This window comes from Streptomyces sp. NPDC104226 (assembly GCF_055584085.1).
In genome coordinates this window covers 546,263-560,106 of the sequence record NZ_JBVJMS010000003.1, presented here as the reverse complement: position 1 = coordinate 560,106, position 13,844 = coordinate 546,263, and the positions used below count along the sequence as shown (strand labels likewise).

Sequence of the window (13,844 nt, the reverse complement as noted above, 5' to 3'; positions counted from 1 at the left end):
GCGGGCAGGTCCCCGGGGCCCGGCCCTGCCGCGGTCACCCGAAAGCGGCCTTGTGGGGGCCGATCGAGGGGTCCAGCTCGTGGAGCATCTTCCGGGCGTCCTCCAGGATCCCGGCGGTGCACAGGACCCGCCAGTCCGCGTAGGCGGGGGACTGGGCCAGCGCGGTCCGCAGGAAGCCGGTCTCGGCCTCGCCGAGCAGCCCCGCCAGACGGGCCCGCACCTCGGGCGAAGGCGCGTCCTGCCGCACGTGTACGTCGGCCAGGTCGCCCAGCATCGCGGCGAGCGCGGCCAGCACCCCGTCCAGCCCGGCCGGGGCGTCGGCCCGCCGGGGCACCAGGGGTCCCTCCTGCTGCGCCCAGTGCAGGGCGGGCGGGCGGCCTTCGCGGAAGGTCAGGTTGTACAGGCCGCGGGTGATCCCCCGGACCTGGTGCCCGACGTGGTCGAGGCACTGGGTGGCTTCGGCGAGCCGGTCCAGGCGGGGCCGCGCGGACCGGCCGCGCGGGTTCCACCGGATCGCGTCCTCGGCCTCGCGGACGGACCGGCGCACCGCGTCGAGCTCCTTGGACAGGGAGCGGGCCCGCCGCACCCAGTCCCCGGTGCGCGCGGCCCACTCGTCCTCGGCCAGGCCGTCGGCGATCTCGGCCAGCAGGGCGGCCATCTGCCGGTTCAGGCGGGCCAGTTCCTCACCCGCACGGCGGGTGAAACCGGGGGCGGGCAGCGCCAGGCCGACGCACGTGCCGACGAGCACGCCGACCACGTTGTCCTCCAGCCGGGAGGCCCCGTACCCGAAGGTGGTGGCGGCGCCCATCACGAGCACGGCGGTGAGCGCGATCTGGTGCATCTGCGAACCGAGGTTCGTCGCGCGTCCCGCGAACATGCCGACCAGCACCACGAGGGCGACGCTCACCGTGTTCGTACCGATCGACGCGGTGGCCACCACGCCGAGCAGGAAGCCGAACAGGATGCCGGCCGCCCGCTGCAGGCTCTTGCGGGCGGTGGCGAAGGGCGTGGTCTGCGTGGCGAGGACGGCGCCGGCGGGGGCGAGGGAGGCCGCGTCGGAATGCAGCAGCACGGAGGCGATCCACCAGGAGAGTCCCGCCGAGATCGCCGCGCGCAGGACCATGCTTCCGTCGCCGAAGCCGGCGGTCATCCGGGACCGCAGCCCCTCTACTGCCGCCGTTCTGCCCGATGCCTTCACTTTTGTGACCTTACGTGATGATCTGCGGACCGCGGCTCAAGCGGTCGCGGCGGCGGAGGCGGCAGGGGTGGTGTCCCCGGAGGGTGCCGCCTCCGGGGCGACGCTCCGCGCGGTGACCGCCGTACGGCGGGACCGGGCCCAGAAGGCGAGGGTCGCGCACAGCAGCAGGGCGGCCGTGGTGTCCTGGCCCCAGGCGCCCTGCTCCGTGAGCAGCACGGCCAGGGCGGCGACGAGCCCTGCCGCGGGGAGCGTGAGGACCCAGGAGACGAGCATGGCCCGCACGGTCGTCCGGCTCAGGACCCCGCCGGGGGTGGCGAGCCCGGCCCCGGCGACGCTGCCGGTGACGGCGTGCGTGGTCGACACCGCGAAGCCCAGGTGGGAGGTGGTCAGCAGCACGGCCGCCGCGCTCGTCTGGGCCACGCAGCCCTGCCGCGGGCCGAGCCGGGTCAGGCCCGTGCCGAGCGTGCGGATGATGCGCCAGCCGCCCGTGTAGGTGCCCAGGGCCATGGTCAGCCCCGCGGCGGCGATGACCCACAGCGGGGGCGCGGACCCCGCGGGCAGGGAGCCCGCGGTGACCAGCGTCAGCGTGATCACGCCCATGGTCTTCTGGCCGTCGCCGGTGCCGTGCGCCAGGGACACGAGAGCGGCGGCGAGCACCTGCCCGGCGCGGGCCCCGCGGCCCCCGGCCCGCTCCGTCGCACGCCCTTCGCGCCCTGCCCGCTCGGCCTCGCGTTCCGCACGCCCCGCATGCCCTGCCTCACACCCCGCCCGCCCCGTGCCGTGTTCCGGCCCGCTCAGCCGGCCCGCCGCCCGCGTCGCCACGTACGCCACCACGCCACCGATCAGCGGAGACAGGGCGGCGGGGACGAGGATCTTGCCGACCACCGCCATCCCGTTGACGCCCTGGAGCCCCACGGAGGCGACGGTGGCGCCGATCAGTCCGCCCACGAGGGCGTGTGAGGAACTGCTGGGAATTCCGAGCAGCCAGGTCGCCAGATTCCACAGAACGGCCCCCGCCAGGGCGGCGAGGATGACCGGCGGACGTATTCCGGCGTGCTCGTCGATGATGCCCCCGGAGATCGTCTTGGCGACCGCCACCGAAAGGAACGCACCCGCGAGGTTGCACACCGCGGACATGGCCACGGCGACCCGGGGGCGCAGCGCGCCGGTGGCGATGGCGGTGGCCACGGCGTTCGCCGTGTCGTGGAACCCGTTGGTGAAGTCGAAGAGCAGGGCCACGGCGACGGTGACCGCGATGAGGGTCGTGGAGGAGTCCATGGTGCGTGCCTCTGCGCGTCTCTGCGAGGGGAGTGGGGACGTCAGAACCATAGGCTCGCGGGACGCGCCGGATCGGCCTCCAGGGTGAACGGAAAACGAATAAGGCGACGCTAAGTATAGGGAGCCAAAAATACCGGGAAAATCCGTAAAGAATTCCGTCCGGGATTCCCCTGTCCGCCCTGACGGGAGAAGGGATCCGGCCTTTCGCCCCGTCCGGACCGGGTCTTTCTGCCTTTTTCTTCCGGGGTGAACGAAAGCGAATGAATCGGTGCCCGATGTAATCTCGGAAGGCGGGGGGCCGGGCATGAAAGGAGCCCCGCATGTCCTTCCCGTCCGCGCCTGCCCTGCCCGCCCTGCTCGTACGGGAACGGCCCCGGCCCGCCTGGGTCCGCTCGCGCACCGGCGCCTGGCGGCTGGCGGTGGCCACCGTGTGCTTCGGCGCCTTCATGGGCCAGCTCGACGCCAGCATCGTGACGATGACCTATCCCGGGGTACGGGCCGAGTTCCGGGTACCCCTCGCGGGCGTCGAATGGGTCTCGCTGGCCTATCTGCTCACCCTCGTGGCCCTGTTGGTGCCCGTGGGCCGGCTCTCCGACACCCACGGCCGCAAGCTCTCCTACCTCTACGGCTTCGCGCTCTTCACCGCCGCCTCCGCGGCCTGCGGCCTCGCCCCGAGCCTCGTCGCCCTCATCGGATTCCGGGTCGTGCAGGCGGTGGGCGCGGCCATGCTCCAGGCCAACAGCGTCGCCCTGGTGAAGACCAGTGCGCCCGCCGCACGGCTGCGGACCGCGCTCGGCGTGCAGGCCGCCGCCCAGGCCGTCGGGCTGGCGCTCGGCCCCACCGCGGGGGCCGCCCTCGTGGCCGGGCTCGGCTGGCGCTGGACGTACTGGATCAACGTGCCCGTCGGACTGATCGCCCTGGCCGCCGGGCACTACCTGCTCCCGCGCACCCGTGACCGGGCCCCCGCACGCCGCTTCGACCGGGCCGGAGTCCTGTGGCTCGCCACCGCCACCGCCGCCCTGCTGGTGGCGCTCAGCTCCCTGTCGGGGCTGCACGTGCCGGCCTGGACCGGTCCGGCGGCCTGCGCGGTCGCCCTCGGGGCCACCGCCGCGCTCGTCCGGCGGGAGCGCAGGGCTCCCGCACCCCTGATCGACCCCGCACTGCTCAGGACACCCGGGATCCGGGGCGGGCTGGTGGCGGCGCTGTGCGGGTACCTCGTCCTGTTCGGCCCCCTGGTGCTGGTACCCGTACTCCTCCTCGGGTCCGGGCACGGCGTGCTCGTCGCCGGCACGGCCCTCACCGCCCTGCCCGCCGGGTTCGCCCTCGGTGCGGTCGGCGGGGACCGGACCCTGCCCGCCGCCGTCACCGACCGGGCGCGCTGCCTGTACGGAGCGGCCCTGACCGGCTGCGCCCTGGCCGCCCTGCTCTTCCTGCCGCCCGCACCCCTGCCGCTCGCCTGCGCGCTCGGCGTACTCGGCCTCGGCCTGGGGCTGTTCGCCCCCGCCAACAACGCCCTCGTGATGCGGGCCGTGCCGAAGGACGCCCCGGGCACCGGCGGCGGCCTGATCAACATGGCCCGCGGACTCGGTACCGCGATCGGCGTCGCCCTCGTCACCCTGGCCCTGCACACGGGCGGCGCCGGCGGCCGTCTCGCGGTGCTGATCCTGCTGGCCGCGGCCGTCGCCATGGCCGTCACGGGGTCCGGGAGCGGCGCGGGCCGCGCCGCCTCCGCGGCGGAGCGCGAGTAGCGTGGTCGGTATGGCACCCATGCCGGGCCCGCCCGGCGCCCCGGACGCGCAGCCCGGCGCGGGCTCGCCCGAAGCCCGGGAGCTGACCGCCGCCGTCACCCGGCTGCGCCGCGCCCTGCGCGCCTCGATCCGTACGGAGTACCCCTGGGAGCAGCTCCCCATGGCCCAGGTGGAACTGCTCCAGGTCTGCGTCGAGCACTCCCCGGTCCGCGTCAGCGAACTCGCGGCCCGCCAGCGCCTCGCACAGTCCACGGTGAGCGGACTCGTCGCCACGATGGTGCTGAACGGGCTGGTGACCCGCGCGGTGGACAGCGAGGACCGGCGTGCCGCCGCCGTCAGCGCCACCGATGCCGGCCGGCTGAGGCTGGCCGCCTGGACCCGGGCCCACGAACGCCGCCTGGAGCAGGCGCTGGCGGCCCTGCCCGACGCCGACCGCACGGCACTCCGCACGGCCCTGCCGGCGCTCGCCCGGCTCGCCGCCCGCCTGGAGGACGCGGACGGCGAGGGCCGGTAGAGGCCGGCCGGCCCCGCACCACGTCCTCCCCTGCGGGGCGAATCTCCTGAATCGAACTGTAAATACGGGGAATCGAAGCGGCATCAATTCCCGATGGAACTTCCGCTCCGTGGAACGTGAATGGCACTTCGGGTGGCCGTCACTACCACCTTCGACGAACATGCTTGCGCTGCCGACCGATCCGTGGATTGACTGTCGAGCGACGCCGCGTTTCGAGCCGAAACGGGGAGGGATATGAGGCGGATTCGCTTCTCCTGCTCACGATCGCGATTCGGCGTTGTTCAGACGGACCAGTCGAACCAGCCGAAGAGGGGTTAGGAATGACCGTGGACTTTGATGTGATCGTGGTGGGGGGCGGCCCGGGCGGCTCCACCACCGCTTCGTATCTCGCCAAGGCGGGGCTTTCGGTCGCGGTGTTCGAGAGCGAGATCTTCCCCCGCCCGCACGTCGGAGAGTCGCTGGTCCCGGCCACCACGCGCGTCCTGCTGGAGACCGGCGCGATGGCGGAGGTCGAGGCGGCCGGATTCCCCAGGAAGTACGGCGCCTCGTGGACGACCCCGGACACGTACAGGAAGGTCCACGCGGCCCCGCCGGCGCTTGATTTCGACGGCCTGGACTTCGACGGCCATGCCGAGGTCGCCTTCGGCGAGCGTGCGCAGGAGGGGGTCGACCGGGTCTTCACGTACCACGTGGACCGCGGGAAGTTCGACCTCATCCTGCTCAAGAACGCCGAGTCCCTGGGCGCACGGATATTCCAGAACGTCCGCGTGCAGAAGGTCGATTTCGACGACCCGGACAAGGTGACCGTGACCGTTGGCATGGGCCCCCGGACGCTGGACTTCACTGCGCGCGTCGTGGTCGACGCGTCGGGTCGCAGTACGTTCCTCGGCCGGCAGCAGAAGCTCAAGGTGGCGGACCCGCACTTCAACCAGTACGCCATCCACACCTGGTTCGAAGGCCTCGACCGGAAGGCGCTCGCCAAATCGCCGAAGGAGATCGACAACATCCATGTCCATTTCCTTCCGATCAGCGACACCTGGGTCTGGCAGATTCCGATCACGGACACCATCACGAGCATCGGTGTGGTGACGCAGAAGAAGAACTTCGGGAAGCTCAATGCGGACCGGGAGGAGTTCTTCTGGGAGTTCGTCGGTTCGCGGCCGGATCTCGAGGAAGAGCTGAAGAAGTGTGAGCGGGTGCGGCCCTTCAAGGCGGAGGGCGACTACAGCTACTCGATGAACCAGGTCAGCGGAGACCGGTTCGTCATGGTCGGCGACGCGGCCCGGTTCGTCGATCCCATCTTCTCCAGCGGCGTCGGCATCGCCATGAACACGGCCCGCCTGGCGTGCGAGGACATCGTCGCGGCGTTCAAGGCCGACCGCTACGACGCCGACCAGTTCACCGAATACGCTCGCCTCCAGAAGATCGGAACGCGGAACTGGTACGAGTTCATCTCGATCTACTACCGGCTGAACCTCCTCTTCGGCGTCTTCGTGCAGCACCCGAAGTTCCGCTTGGACGTACTGCAGCTCCTCCAGGGAGACATGTACGAGGAGCACCCCCGGGCCCTGACCGCCATGCGTGCGGTCATCGATCAGGTGGAGAGCGACCCGAAGCACGTGTGGCATCCCTTCCTGGGAACCATCCGGGCTTCGGAGCCGAGCGCCGCGACCGGCTGAGTCCGAACCGACCGGGCGATGACCCGGACTCCGCCGAAGCTCCGGTGGTCCGGGGTGGGCTTCCCCAGTCACCCCGGACCACCGGAGCTTCGACGTGTCGTACCCACGACGAGTTTCGAGGAGTTCCCTTCATGACGAGTTGCCCTGCCCCTGCCCCTGCCCCTGCCCCTGCCCCTGTGATGGCGATGGCGAGGCGTGACGAGCCGAACGCGCCCGGGGGGCGGCGGTGACCGAGTCCCAGGCCGTCCACCTCTTCCTGGGTCTGGCCGTGATCCTGGGCCTGGCGCGGGCCATGGGGGCCCTGGCGCGCAGATTCGGCCAGCCCGCGGTGATCGGCGAGATCCTCACCGGGGTGCTGCTGGGCCCCACCCTGTTCGGCAGCCAGCTCTCCGGAGCCGTCTTCCCCGCCGAAGTACGGCCCCTGCTCAACGCGCTCGCCGGCGTGGGCGTCGCGCTCTTCATGTTCGTCGTCGGCAGCGAACTCGACCTCGGCATCCTGCGCGGCGGGGGACGGGCCACCCTGTGGACGTCCCTCTGCTCGACCCTGCTGCCGCTGGTGCTGGGCGCCGCACTGGCCCTGACCCTGGTCTCCTCGCACCACGAGGGCTCGTCCGTCGGCTTCGTGCTGTTCTTCTCGGTCTCGATGTCCGTGACGGCGTTTCCCGTACTGGCGCGGATCATCGCCGACCGCAAACTGGCCCACACCCGGATCGGCGCGACCGCGTTGGCCTGCGCCGCCATCACCGACCTGCTCGCCTGGACGCTGCTCGCCGTGGTGGTGGCCATCGCCACGGGCGGGCGCTTCGACTGGCGGCTGACGCTGCTGGTGCCGTACGTGGCACTGATGGTCACCGTCGTCCGCCCGCTGCTCCGCCGGGCGGCCCGCACGGCCTCGGAGGACGAGCAGGGCGGCCGGGCGGGCAACAGGAACTTCCTCGCCCTCGTCCTCGGCGGCCTCCTGGTGTCGGCCGCCTTCACCGAATGGCTGGGGCTGCACTACATCTTCGGGGCGTTCCTGTTCGGTGCCGTACTGCCACGGGGAACGGACGGCACGCTCCGCGACGGAGTGCTGCAGCGCGTCGAACCGCTCTGCGGTCTGCTCCTGCTCCCCGTGTACTTCGTCCTGTCCGGCCTGAAGGTCGACCTCTCCCGCCTCGACGCATCGGACCTCGGGCAGCTGGCCGCGATCCTGGTCGTGGCCGTGACCGGGAAGTTCGCCGGCGCTTACGTCGGCGCACGCATCGGAGGGCTGGACGGCCGCCACGCGGCCGCGCTCGGCGCGCTGCTGAACACGCGCGGACTCACCGAACTGGTCGTTCTCGGCGTGGGGCTGGAGCTCGGCCTCCTGGACGCCGAGCTGTACTCCTTGATGGTGGTGATGGCGGTGACCACCACCGCGCTCACCGGTCCGCTGCTGAGCCGCATCCTGCGCACCCCGACGGCCGGGACCGTCTCCGCCGGCCCCCCGACCCGGCCGGAGCCGCGCACCGTCCCCGCGCAGAAGGCCGACGCCGCCGAGACGGCATCGCGCTGACCCCGGGGCGGACGCAATTCCCCGGCAGCGGCGTCGGGATGTCAGTACCCTGCACCACCTGCGAAGGAAGGGAATCCGATGCCCCGCATCACGCTCGTTCTGGGTGACATCACGGCCGAGGAGGCCGACGCGGTGGTCAACGCCGCGAACTCCTCGCTCCTCGGCGGCGGCGGGGTCGACGGAGCCATCCACCGGCGCGGCGGCCCGGAGATCCTGGCCGCCTGCGAGGACCTGCGCCGCTCCCACTACGGCAAGGGCCTCCCGACGGGCCGCGCCGTCGCCACCACGGCCGGCCGACTCCCGGCGGACCACGTGATCCACACGGTCGGCCCGGTCTGGTCGCGTGACGAGGACCGCTCCGAGCTGCTGGCCTCCTGCTACCGGGAGTCGCTCCGGGTCGCCGACGAGCTGGGAGCCCGTAGCGTCGCCTTCCCGGCGATCTCCACCGGCATCTACGGATGGCCGATGGACGACGGGGCGCGGATCGCGGTGGAGACCGTACGGTCCGCGCCGACCGGGGTGGAGGAGGTGCGGTTCGTGCTGTTCGACGAGCGCGCCTACGAGGCCTTCGCGGCAGCGGTGGGTGCCTGAGCGGCTCGGCCGGATCGCGAGGGTGATTGCAAGAATATGTAGATCGGTCTAGTCTGCGGTCATGGGACAGAAGGGTGCCGAGACGCGCGACCGGCTGCTGGACGCGACGCAGGAGCTGATCGAGGCCGGGGGGTACTTCGGCGCCGGGCTCAACCAGGTGATCGCGACCAGCGGCGCGCCCCGCGGCTCGCTCTACTTCCACTTTCCCGGCGGCAAGGACCAGCTCGTCGGCGAGTCCGTGCGGCGGGCCGGCGGGATGATCGGCGAGGTCCTGGGGGGCCTGGCCGACTCCACTGCGTCCGCGGCGGAGTTCGTCGACGGGGTGCTGCGGCACCTGGGCGACCGGCTGGAGGAGTCGGGCTGGCGCAAGGGGTGTCCGGTGGCCGCCGTGGCGCTGGAGATGGCCGCCACCAGCGACCCGCTGCACGAGGCGTGCTCGGAGGTCTACGCCTCGTGGCAGGACGCCCTGCGCGCACGGCTGGCGGGCCGCCCGGACGCCGACGACCTCGCCGTCACCGTCCTGGCCCTGGTGGAGGGAGCGCTCCTGCTGGCCCGGGCGCACCGCAGCAGAGGGCCGCTGGACAGCGTCTCCCGCCAGATCGGCGCCCTGCTGGCCTGACTTGGCCCGACCTGACCTGGCCTGGCCCGCCGCGATCGGCGGGCTTCTTTTTGGCCTCAGAATATGTAGACCGATCTATTTCAAGGGGTTCTCATGGACGCGATCGTCTTCGGCGCGACCGGATTCATCGGCCGCTCCCTCGTCGCCCAACTGCTCACCCGGGGGCAGCGGGTGGCGGCAGCCGTGCGCAACGACACCCTCACGCCCTGGCTGATCTCCCAGGGCGTCGACACCGGCGGGCTGGAGGTCGTCGTCGCCGACATCACGCGACCGCTCTCGGGGCTGCCCGAGGTGCGCGACGTCTACAACGCCGCCGCCCGCTTCGCCTTCGGCCTCGGCGTGCAGGAGGCGCGGGCGACCAACGTCACCGGGGCGCTCAACGTGCTCGAATGGGCCGCCGAACTGCCCGCGCTGCGGCGGCTGGTGCACATCAGCGGGTACCGGGTGAGCACGTCGGAGGGCCGACCCGACTACGCCGGACAGGGCGCGTACGAGGCGTCGAAGAACGAAGGCGATCTCGCGGTGCGCGCCCGGGCCCGCGCCCTGGGGGTCCCGCTGACCATCGCGAACCCCAGCACCGTGATCGGGCCCGGCCAGTACATCGGTCTGGCCGCCTTCGTCGAGGACCTGTGGAACGGCAGGCTTCCCGCCCTGCCCGGCGGCCCGGACACCTTCCTGCCGATCGTCACGATCGACTACTTCGCACGGTTCCTCGCGGAGGTGCCCGCGGCGCCCGCGGGCGAGCACTACTGGGTGCTCGACGACGACACCCCGCACCTGCCCGAGCTGATCGCCACGATCGCCGACCACACCGGCGTACGGGCACCCCGGCGGAGCGTGTCCACCGAGTTGCTGCGGCGGCTGCCGCGCAAGCTGACCGGCGTCGATCCCGAGACGCTGCCGTTCCTGTCCGCCGACCGCTACCCGACCGCCTCGGCCCGCGCCTTCGCGGCGGGCGCCGGCCTGGAGATGCCCCCGGCCGCCGAGGCCCTGCGCGGGTGGGCCGACGAACTGGTGGGCGCCCGGTTCGGTGCCGCCTCGCCCTGGCTGAAGCCGTACGGCTTCTCCGAGGTGGCCGGCGGCCGTACCTGGGTGAGCGGAGAACGGCGCAGCCCCGACCACGTCCTGCTGCACGGGCTGCCGATGAACGCGGACCTCTGGGCGCCCCTCGCCGCCCACCTCCCCGGTCCGGTCCTGGCCCCCGACCTGCCCGGCCTGGGCCGCTCGGCCGCCACGGCCCGGCCGGTGGACGCCTGGCTGGCCGACCTGCTGGAACCGGTGCGGAGCCGCCCCACGCTGGTCGCGCACTCCCTGGCCTGCGGGCCCGCGCTGCGCTTCGCCGTCGACCACCCGGACCGCATCAGCGGCCTCGTGCTCATTTCTCCCGCGTTCCTGCAGGCCCCCGGCTCCCGGCTCGCCCGCTCGGGCCTGGCCGCGCCGATGCTGCGCCGGATGTCCGCCGCCCGGCTGGCCCGGACGCTCGGTGTCCCCGAGGGTGCGGAGGTGGAGAGCGCCGCGGCGGACCTGCGCCGCCGCGGCGTGGCGCGCCGCGTGGCCGCGGCCCTGCGTACGGACCTTGCCGACCGCCGGCGGTCGCGGGCGCTGCTGGACCGGGTGACCGTCCCGGTCCGGATCCTCGTCGGCTCGGCCGACCCGCTGGTCGAGGCCGTCGCCCACCCGGTGGTGGAGATCGACGGGGCCGGGCACTACCCCCAGCTCACCCACCCCGCGCAGGTGGCCCGCCACCTCGCCGCCGCCCCCGCTCCGATCGGCGGATGACCGGCTCAGGGGGAGGGTGACCGCCTCGACGCGCGCGGCTGGGGCCGCGGGTACGTCCGGGACTGCTTGACGCTGCCGTACGCGAAGCTCGACTCGATCGAGGCGATGCCGGGAATGGCATGGATCCGGTGGCGCACCAGGGCTTCGTAGGCCTCGAGGTCCTCGATGACGACCCGGAGCAGGAAGTCGCTGCTCCCCGCCATCAGGTAGCAGTCCTGGATGTGCTCGATGACCGCGACGTGTTCCTCGAACAGCCGCACCGCTTCCGCCGTGTGGCGTTCGAGGCGGATCCGGACGAACACGGTGACCGGAAGTCCGAAGGCGACCTGGTCGACCATGGCGGTGTAGCCGCGGATGAGGCCCGCTTCCTCCAGCCGCCGGACCCGGCGCAGACAGGGCGAGGGGGAGAGCCGGACGCGGTCGGCCAGGTCCTGGTTGGACAGGCGTCCGTCGGCCTGCAATTCCCTGATGATCTGCAGATCGACTGCGTCCATGGCCACTCCTTGGCAGATTCTGCCCCAAACGTATGTCTGAGAGGCAGAACTGGCAATCGACTGCCCCGGCCGAAGCCCTAGCGTTGCCCTCGAACGGTCCGGACCGGTCCGCTCTCAGAGGCTGGAGCACTTTCCTTGGTCGCGACGAACACCACCCCGGCGACCGCGCCTCCCGACGCGGCGGGCCCGAAGGCCGGACACCCCGGCAGGTTCGGGCTCTCCCCACAGGCCGAGGGCATGCTGGCCCTCCTGCTGACCGTGGCGATCTGGGCGGCCTTCGCGCTCAACGCCCGCGCCCTGAGCGCCTCCTCCCTCCTGCCGGCCGACGCGGCCCTGCTGCGGTTCGGCGTCCCCCTCCTGGTCCTGCTCCCGGCCCTGTGGCGGCGGCGCCGCCACATCGCCGCGGTGCGGCCGGGCACCGCACTCAAGATCGTCTGCGGCGCGGGGGTGCCCTTCTTCCTGGCGGCGATGCACGGCGGCGCGCTGACCTCCGCCGCCTTCGTCGGCTCCATCGTCCCCGGGATGGTCCCGCTCTTCGTCTCCGCGATCATGGTCCGCCGCGGCCACGGCATGCCCCGGGGGACGCAGACCGCCGGGCTCGCGCTGATCGCGGTCGGCGTGATCGCCCTCGTCTGGCGCTACGTGGTCCCGGTGGACACCGACGTGCTCGCCGGCTCCGGCATCCTCCTGGTCGCCAGCGGACTGTGGGCCCTCTACACGGTGGGCCTGCGCGAGGTGGACCTCGATCCCGTCGGATCGATCGGGCTGCTGTGCCTGCCCTCCTTCGCGGTGATCGGAGTCCTGGTCCTGACCGGGGTGCTCCCGACGGGCATCGCGCACGCCGCCGGCGGCGACATCGCACTGTTCCTGGTGGTGCAGGGGCTCGGGGTCGGGCTGTGCGCGGGCCTGCTGTACGCCTTCGCCATCCGCAGGCTGGGCGCCGAGCGCAGCTCCGTCGTCGGCAGCCTCAGCCCCGTCGCCGTCGTCCTGCTCGCCGTCCCGCTGCTCGGTGAGACGCCGACCGCCGCCGTGCTCGTCGGCGTCCCCCTCATCACCGCCGGCGTAGTCCTCGCCAACCGCCGCCCACGACCCAAGGTGCCCGCAGATGCTTGAGCTCCTCCCGCCGCCGCCCACCGACCCGCTGTGGGACCTGACCTACGAGTTCGGCACCGACGACCGGCCCGAACGCCTGAACCTCGTCCTCGGGGTCTACCGGGACCAGACGGGAACCACGCCCGTCATGGCCGCCGTGCGCGAGGCCGAGATACGCCTGGCGGAGCGCTCGGAGTCCAAGGAGTACCGCGGGCTCTCCGGCAACGCCGCCTTCAACCGCTCCCTGCTGGACCTGGTCCTCGGCCCCGGCCCGGGCGGACCGGCCGACCGGGCCGCCGCCGTCCAGACCGTCGCGGGCTCCGGCGCGCTGCGGCTGCTGGCCGATCTCATCTGGCGCACCCGCCCGGGCACCACGGTGTGGGTCAGCGATCCGGCGTACGTCAACCACCGGCCCATCCTGGAGGCCGCCGGGCTGAAGGTCCGTCCGTACGGCTGGCGCGACGCCGACGGCGGCTTCGACACGGCGGGCGTGCTGCGGGAACTGAGCGGGGCCCGGCGGGACGACGTCGTCCTGCTCCAGGGGTGCTGCCACAACCCCACGGGCGTGGACCCCCTTCCGGGCGACTGGGAGGCCCTGGCCGAGTCGGCCGCCCGCGGCGGCTGGGTGCCCTTCGTCGACCTCGCCTACCACGGGCTCGGCGACGGCCTGGACGCCGACCTGGCGGCCACGCGGATGCTGGCGGAGCGCGTGCCGGAGATGCTGATCGCGGTCAGCTGCTCCAAGAACTTCGGCCTCTACAGCGACCGCGTCGGCTGCGCGATCGTTCTCGGTGCCTCGGCCCGGTCCGTGCGGCACGCCGAGACGGCCCTGCAGAACGCGGCCCGGACCCTGTACTCGATGCCGCCCGAGCACGGCGCGGCCGTCGTGACCACGATCCTGGAGGACGAGGGCCTACGGGCCGCCTGGCGGGCGGAACTGGACGTGATGCGGGGCCGGATCATGGCCAACCGGGCAGATCTGGTCGCCCACCTGAGTGCGCTGGGCCGGGAGGAACAGGCGCGTTCGCTGGCGCGCCAGAAGGGGATGTTCTCCATGCTGCCCCTCACCCCGCAGCAGATGCTCCGGCTCCGCCGGCAGTACGCCGTCTACGGCACCACCTCGGGGCGGATCAACATCGCGGGAATCCCGGCGAACTCCGTCCCCCGCCTCGCGCAGGGGATCGCGGCGGTGCTCGACCCGGCCGACGCACCGCGGATGACCCTGCAGGCCTAGGCCGTCTCTTTCGGATCTTGCCGGGCCCGCGGCGCCCGGCACCGCGCCTGGCCGCACTGCCGAGACGACCACGTACGCCCAGTA

At 72.8% G+C, this 13,844-nt stretch carries 12 protein-coding genes; 9 read left to right on the top strand and 3 right to left on the bottom strand.

The window, feature by feature from the left end; all coding sequences use genetic code 11:
* Positions 1–34 precede the first annotated feature (34 nt).
* Both ACZ60J_RS12440 and ACZ60J_RS12435 read right to left on the bottom strand, forming a co-directional pair.
* Positions 35–1,150, bottom strand: a complete 1,116-nt coding sequence (locus ACZ60J_RS12440) for an FUSC family protein (protein WP_469681164.1) — start codon at positions 1,148–1,150, stop codon at positions 35–37.
* An 84-nt stretch (positions 1,151–1,234) separates the two neighbouring features.
* Positions 1,235–2,476, bottom strand: coding sequence for an inorganic phosphate transporter (locus ACZ60J_RS12435; RefSeq protein WP_469681162.1), 1,242 nt, complete (start codon positions 2,474–2,476; stop codon positions 1,235–1,237).
* 320 nt (positions 2,477–2,796) lie between these two features.
* On the opposite strand from ACZ60J_RS12435, the gene ACZ60J_RS12430 reads away from it, so the two are divergent.
* The 7 genes from ACZ60J_RS12430 (at position 2,797) to ACZ60J_RS12400 (ending at position 10,940) form a co-directional block, all read left to right on the top strand.
* Positions 2,797–4,224 carry an MFS transporter gene (locus tag ACZ60J_RS12430; protein ID WP_469681160.1) on the top strand — a complete coding sequence of 476 codons (1,428 nt, stop codon included), beginning with the start codon at positions 2,797–2,799 and terminating at the stop codon, positions 4,222–4,224.
* 10 nt (positions 4,225–4,234) lie between these two features.
* Entirely contained in the window at positions 4,235–4,738 is a 504-nt protein-coding gene (locus ACZ60J_RS12425; RefSeq protein ID WP_469681158.1) for a MarR family winged helix-turn-helix transcriptional regulator, read from the top strand.
* Between the two features lie 320 nt (positions 4,739–5,058).
* Entirely contained in the window at positions 5,059–6,417 is a 1,359-nt protein-coding gene (locus ACZ60J_RS12420) for an NAD(P)/FAD-dependent oxidoreductase (RefSeq protein ID WP_469681156.1), read from the top strand.
* Positions 6,418–6,643: 226 nt separating this feature from the next.
* Positions 6,644–7,951 carry a cation:proton antiporter gene (locus ACZ60J_RS12415; protein WP_469681154.1) on the top strand — a complete coding sequence of 436 codons (1,308 nt, stop codon included), beginning with the start codon at positions 6,644–6,646 and terminating at the stop codon, positions 7,949–7,951.
* A gap of 78 nt (positions 7,952–8,029) precedes the next feature.
* Positions 8,030–8,542 carry an O-acetyl-ADP-ribose deacetylase gene (locus ACZ60J_RS12410; protein WP_469681153.1) on the top strand — a complete coding sequence of 171 codons (513 nt, stop codon included), beginning with the start codon at positions 8,030–8,032 and terminating at the stop codon, positions 8,540–8,542.
* Between the two features lie 61 nt (positions 8,543–8,603).
* The gene (locus ACZ60J_RS12405) at positions 8,604–9,161 is read left to right on the top strand and encodes a TetR/AcrR family transcriptional regulator (RefSeq protein WP_469681151.1); all 558 of its coding nucleotides are present in this window, start codon (positions 8,604–8,606) and stop codon (positions 9,159–9,161) included.
* Positions 9,162–9,254: 93 nt separating this feature from the next.
* Entirely contained in the window at positions 9,255–10,940 is a 1,686-nt protein-coding gene (locus ACZ60J_RS12400) for an alpha/beta fold hydrolase (protein WP_469681149.1), read from the top strand.
* 5 nt (positions 10,941–10,945) lie between these two features.
* On the opposite strand, the gene ACZ60J_RS12395 is transcribed toward ACZ60J_RS12400, so the two are convergent.
* Positions 10,946–11,434, bottom strand: coding sequence for an Lrp/AsnC family transcriptional regulator (locus tag ACZ60J_RS12395; protein ID WP_469681147.1), 489 nt, complete (start codon positions 11,432–11,434; stop codon positions 10,946–10,948).
* A gap of 135 nt (positions 11,435–11,569) precedes the next feature.
* Between ACZ60J_RS12395 and ACZ60J_RS12390 the strand changes: the two genes are divergently transcribed.
* Complete coding sequence (locus ACZ60J_RS12390) at positions 11,570–12,547, top strand: DMT family transporter (protein ID WP_469681145.1); 978 nt, start codon at positions 11,570–11,572, stop codon at positions 12,545–12,547.
* Positions 12,540–13,760, top strand: a complete 1,221-nt coding sequence (locus ACZ60J_RS12385) for an amino acid aminotransferase (protein ID WP_469681144.1) — start codon at positions 12,540–12,542, stop codon at positions 13,758–13,760. The genes ACZ60J_RS12390 and ACZ60J_RS12385 overlap by 8 nt, the downstream gene beginning before the upstream one ends.
* Positions 13,761–13,844: the final 84 nt, after the last annotated feature.